The 5300-nt window shown below is 70.2% G+C and carries 4 protein-coding genes; 1 reads left to right on the top strand and 3 read right to left on the bottom strand.

The window, feature by feature from the left end; all coding sequences use genetic code 11:
* Nucleotides 1–338: 338 nt before the first annotated feature.
* Nucleotides 339–1346 carry a stage II sporulation protein M gene (locus tag AB0A61_RS40725; protein ID WP_361304584.1) on the bottom strand — a complete coding sequence of 336 codons (1008 nt, stop codon included), beginning with the start codon at nt 1344–1346 and terminating at the stop codon, nt 339–341.
* 131 nt (nt 1347–1477) lie between these two features.
* Here AB0A61_RS40725 and AB0A61_RS40720 point away from each other — a divergent pair, with 131 nt between their 5' ends.
* A complete protein-coding gene (locus tag AB0A61_RS40720) occupies nt 1478–2449 on the top strand; it encodes an RDD family protein (protein WP_361304581.1) in 972 nt (323 codons plus the stop codon).
* 16 nt (nt 2450–2465) lie between these two features.
* On the opposite strand, the gene AB0A61_RS40715 is transcribed toward AB0A61_RS40720, so the two are convergent.
* Together AB0A61_RS40715 and ahcY are read right to left on the bottom strand one after the other, a co-directional pair.
* Nucleotides 2466–3083 (bottom strand): hypothetical protein, encoded by a 618-nt coding sequence (locus tag AB0A61_RS40715; RefSeq protein WP_361304579.1) that lies wholly within the window; start codon nt 3081–3083, stop codon nt 2466–2468.
* Between the two features lie 166 nt (nt 3084–3249).
* On the bottom strand, nt 3250–4707 hold the full coding sequence (gene ahcY, locus AB0A61_RS40710) for an adenosylhomocysteinase (protein ID WP_361304576.1): 1458 nt from the start codon (nt 4705–4707) through the stop codon (nt 3250–3252).
* Nucleotides 4708–5300 lie beyond the last annotated feature (593 nt).

Here is a 5300-nt window from a genome sequence, read left to right as displayed (position 1 = left end):
TCCCTTCGGTGTTTCCGACTCTATCAGATCTTTTCTCGATCCGATTTCCTCGGCGCTTTCCAGGTTCCCGCTTCCGCGTTTCCCTTTCCGGCGGTCCCGACTTTATCAGAACTCTCGGGCCGGTCCGACCGGCCTTCGTTTCCGATTCATCGAGAGGGGCTTCTTCGAAATCGATGTCTCAATCGACGTTTCTAGAAGCTGATAGATGTTCACTGCTGCCCATGCGGGTGGGAACCCACCTCCAGGCAACTGTTCGAATCTACCTCCCCATCCGATCCGTGTCAACGGCTCTCGTGGGGCGAAGAGGAGATTAGCAGCCCGAGCGGTGTCTTCGCACATCAGGCGGCCGTCGGCACGCCGGCGCTCTGTTCGGCCGCGCCCACGTCACCCATGTCGCCGGCTCGCACGGCGCGGCCGCCGAGGACGTAGACATAGGTCAGGAAGGACGCCTCGGCGACGACTCCGATGCCTATCCGGGCCCAGGTCGGCAGGCCGGACGGGGTGACGAAGCCTTCGATGGCGCCGGAGACGAACAGGACCAGGGCGAGCCCGATCGCCATGCCCACGGCGGCCCGGCCTTCCTCTGCCAGGGCGGTCCGTCGTGAGCGCGGGCCGGGGTCGATGAGGGTCCAGCCGAGGCGCAGGCCGGTTCCGGCGGCCACGAAAACCGCCGTCAGTTCGAGCAGGCCGTGGGGGAGCACGAGGCCGAGGAAGGTGTCGAGCCGGCCGGCCGAGGACATGAGGCCGATGCCGACGCCGAGGTTGAGCATGTTCTCGAAGAGGATCCACAGGACCGGGAGGCCGAGGAAGACACCCAGCACCAGGCACATGGCGGCGGCCTGGGCGTTGTTCGTCCACACCTGGGCGGCGAAGGCGGCCGCGGGATGGCTCGAGTAGTAGGTCTCGTACTCGCCACCGGGGCGGGTGAGCTGCCGTAGTTCGCCGGGGGCGGCGATGGCGCCCTGCACTTCGGGGTGCGTGCCGATCCACCAGCCCAGGAGTGCGGCGAGGACGGTGGACACCAGTGCCGTGGGCACCCACCAGTGGCGCGAACGGTAGACCGCGGCGGGGAAGCTGTGGAGCAGGAAGCGGGTCACGTCGCGCCAGGAAGCCCGGCGGGTTCCCGTCACGGCGCTGCGCGCGCGTGCCACGAGTTGGCTGAGCCGGCCGGTCAGCTGCGGGTCGGGGGCGCTGGACTGGATCAGGGAGAGGTGTGTGGCGGTGCGCTGGTAGAGGGCGACGAGTTCGTCGGCCTCCGTGCCGGTGAGACGGCGCTGGCGGCGGAGCAGGGCGTCGAGGCGGTCCCACTCGGCTCGGTGGGCGGAGACGAAGACGTCCAGGTCCATCGTGTCTGCCTGCTCCTCGGCTGGTTGTTCGACTGCGCCTTGGGGGTGTCAGCTTGTACTACTGCGGCGCGATGGGCCTCAGCTTGGCAGACTGGCCCCTCTCGGGGCAGGGCAGGGGAAGGACGGCGGGCGTGAGTGAGCTGGTGACGGGCGAGGCGGTGGCGCTGGAGTTGCGCCCTGCGAGGCTGCCCAGCAGGGCGCTGGCCGTGCTGCTCGATCTTGCTGTGGCCATGGCCGCCTACGTCGCCGTGACAGTGGCCCTGGTGGCCTCGACGGCTTCTTTGGACGAGGCCGCGCAGGTCGCGCTGTCGATCGCGACGTTTCTGCTCGTGCTGGTGGGCGGACCGATCGCGGTGGAGACGCTCAGCCATGGGCGCTCGCTCGGGAAGTTGGCGTGCGGGCTGCGGGTGGTGCGGGACGACGGCGGACCGATCCGGTTCCGTCATGCGCTGGTGCGGGGCGCCATCGGCGTGGTGGAGATTCTGATGACCTTCGGGGTCGTCGCGTGCATCGCCTCACTCGTGTCGGCGCGTGGGCGCCGGCTGGGAGACGTGTTCGCGGGGACTCTCGTGGTGAGGGAACGTGTGCCGGTCGGGCAGGCGGGTTTCGTGCCTCCGCCGCCGCCCTGGCTGGCCGGGCGTTTCTCGGCCCTCGACCTGTCGGCGGTGCCCGACGGGCTGTGGCTGGCCGTTCGGCAGTACCTCACTCGGATGCATCAGCTGGACCCGCAGGTCGGTTGGGGCATGGCGCAGCGGCTCGCCACCGACCTCGCGGCCCGCACCGGGACTCCGGCGCCCGGCGAGATTCCGCCCGCGATGTATCTGGCGGCGGTGCTGCACGAGCGGCAGGCGCGCGAGGCCCGCCGGGCGTTCGGCAACACCCCCGGGCACGGCGGGACAGCCGAGGTGGACGGCGGGACAGCCGAGGTGGACGGCGCCACGGCTCTCGGCGCGGCCGACTCGCTCGGCGGGCCGCGGGCGTACGGCTCCTCCGCGTCCGATACGCCGACGGCGCCGTATGCGCCGGCGGTGTCACCGGTGGCCGACGAGGCGGGAGTTCATCCGACCGGGCGGGCCGCCACCGGCTTCGTACCGCCGGCGTAGGCCGTCCGGCGCTCGCTCACGAGCCGAACACGGACGGCGGCGACTGCAGGTCCTCCAACTCGATGCCGGGGGCGGACAGCACCACGTCTCCGGCGATGTGCACGGTGTGCCGCTCCCCCGTGTCCAGGGCTGTGACCTGGTATTCGTCCACGGTCAGGGGGCCGTTGTCAGTGCCGTGTGTTTCGCTGTTCACCAGCGCCCAGGACTGGTCCACGGTGCGCGGGGCGAGGACTGGTTCGGTGAAGGCGACGAGGCGTACGCGGGTTGCGGGTGCTGAGGGGGTGAGGCGCAGGAGGCGAGCGGTGGCGACGAGGAAGGCGGGAGACGTTCCGGTGAAGGCGTGGGCGCGCACATTGCCTTCGGTGGCACAGGTGCCTGTGGGGTCGGTGCGGACCCAGGTGACGCCGTCGATGGCGGCGCCGCGCACCTGCCAGCTTCCCGTGTGCAGTTCGAGGCGGATGGGACGGCCCAGCTCGTCCAGGGCGAGGTCGACGGAGCCGCGGTGATCGCCCGATGGGGTGGTGACCTGGGAGACATAGCGCCAGCCGGTGGGGCCGGGGGCGCATTGGAAGTGTTCTTCGGCGAAGGGGGTGTGATCGTGCGGATCGTGGAGCGAATAGCGGCCGCGGGGCATGGGGGTCCTGGGTCTTGAGGGGCTGGTCCGGTCACCTCGGCGACTCGGCCCGGCGTTCGTGACGCCGGGCCGGCCAAAGGGGCAGGCCCCCGGCACGGGGGTGCGGGGGCCTGCCTCGGAGGACCTGGGTGAGACGCGGGGTGCGCCTCGCCGGCGGTGAGGTCCGTCAGTAGCGGTAGTGGTCCGCCTTGAACGGGCCGTCGACGTCGACGCCGATGTAGGCGGCCTGCTCGGGGCGCAGCTTGGTCAGCTTCACGCCGAGCGCGTCCAGGTGGAGGCGGGCGACCCTCTCGTCGAGGTGCTTGGGCAGCACGTAGACGCCGGTCGGGTACTCGTCGGGCTTGGTGAACAGCTCGATCTGGGCCAGGGTCTGGTCCGCGAAGGAGTTGGACATCACGAACGACGGGTGACCGGTGGCGTTGCCGAGGTTCAGCAGGCGGCCCTCGGACAGCACGATGATCTTCTTGCCGTCCGGGAAGGTCCAGGTGTGGACCTGCGGCTTGACCTCGTCCTTGACGATGCCCGGGACCTTGGCGAGGCCGGCCATGTCGATCTCGTTGTCGAAGTGGCCGATGTTGCCGACGATCGCCTGGTGCTTCATCTTCGCCATGTCGGAGGCAAGGATGATGTCCTTGTTGCCGGTGGTGGTGATGAAGATGTCGGCGGTCTCGACGACCTCGTCCAGGGTGGTGACCTGGTAGCCGTCCATCGCCGCCTGCAGCGCGCAGATCGGGTCGATCTCGGTGATGATCACGCGGGCGCCCTGCCCGCGCAGGGACTCCGCGCAGCCCTTGCCCACGTCGCCGTAGCCGCAGACGACGGCGGTCTTGCCACCGATCAGCACGTCGGTGGCGCGGTTGATGCCGTCCACCAGCGAGTGCCGGCAGCCGTACTTGTTGTCGAACTTCGACTTGGTGACCGCGTCGTTGACGTTGATCGCCGGGAAGAGGAGGGTGCCGTCGCGCTGCATCTCGTACAGGCGGTGGACGCCGGTGGTGGTCTCCTCGGTGACGCCGCGGATCTCGGAGGCCAGCTGGGTCCACTTCTGGGGGTTCTCGCCCAGGGTGCGGGTCAGCAGCTGCAGGATGACGCGGTGCTCGTCGGACTCGGCGGTGTCGGGCGAGGGGACCTTGCCGTCCTTCTCGTACTCGACGCCCTTGTGGACCAGCAGGGTGGCGTCACCGCCGTCGTCCAGGATCATGTTCGGGCCGCCGGTGGGGCTGTCCGGCCAGGTCAGGGCCTGCTCGGTGCACCACCAGTACTCCTCCAGGGTCTCGCCCTTCCAGGCGAAGACCGGGATGCCCTGCGGGTTCTCGGGGGTGCCGTCCGGTCCGACTGCGATGGCCGCGGCCGCGTGGTCCTGGGTGGAGAAGATGTTGCAGGAGGCCCAGCGGACCTGCGCGCCCAGAGCCGCCAGGGTCTCGATCAGGACGGCGGTCTGGACGGTCATGTGCAGGGAGCCGGTGATCCGGGCGCCCCTCAGCGGCTGCTGCTCCGCGTACTCCTTGCGGATCGCCATCAGGCCGGGCATCTCGTGCTCGGCGAGGGTGATCTCCTTGCGGCCGAACTCGGCCAGGGACAGGTCGGCGACCTTGAAGTCCTGTCGGTTCTCGACAGTCGTCATTACGGGCTGCTCCTCGGGTTCGGGTTCGAGGTGGGTAGGGCTGACCTGCGCGGCGGCGGACACAGGGTGGCCGAAGAGGACACAGGCATGCCCGCGTGCGCGCAGCGCAGTCCGTCGGAGGCCCTCTCTCCCTCGGCCGGTCCGCGGTGGGACCGCCCGACCGCCATCAGCAGCGACGTCTGGCTCCGTCCCAAGCTACACCGGAGTCCCCGGCGGCCCCCAGTCCGCCTCCGGACACATGGGGCCGGCCGCGGGCCGCCGCGGCGGCGGTCGGGACGGCCCGCGTTCTGCCCCACCTGCGGGAGTACGGGTGACGGGCGTGCGCAGCGGGCCGCTAGCCTCTGCGCCGCGGATGGGCTGCAAGGGGAGGGAAACGATGGCGGGGAAGGGACGCGGTCTCGGAGTCTCGGCACTGGTGCTGGGGCTGGTGGGCCTCGTGCTGGTACTGGGCTCGCTCGGTTACGCACGAGCGGCGTACGGCGGCTCCAGGGCGGCGAGCTCTAGTGCCCCGGCAGGCAACGTTCGCCCGTCAAGGAGTGACGTCCGGTGCGTGCTCTCGGCGTGCCGGCCGGAAGTCCTCGTACTGGACGTAC

It is taken from the genome of Streptomyces sp. NPDC046197 (assembly GCF_040646295.1).
Classification (GTDB): domain Bacteria; phylum Actinomycetota; class Actinomycetes; order Streptomycetales; family Streptomycetaceae; genus Streptomyces.
The sequence above is the reverse complement of the archived record's forward strand: the minus strand, read 5'-3'. Positions and strand labels throughout refer to the sequence as shown.

Excerpts from the sequence above, each read along its gene's own strand:
- AB0A61_RS40725 (WP_361304584.1), bottom strand. The coding sequence starts at position 1,346 with ATGGACCTGGACGTCTTCGTCTCCGCCCACCGAGCCGAGTGGGACCGC.
- AB0A61_RS40715 (WP_361304579.1), bottom strand. The coding sequence starts at position 3,083 with ATGCCCCGCGGCCGCTATTCGCTCCACGATCCGCACGATCACACCCCC.
- ahcY (WP_361304576.1), bottom strand. The coding sequence starts at position 4,707 with ATGACGACTGTCGAGAACCGACAGGACTTCAAGGTCGCCGACCTGTCC.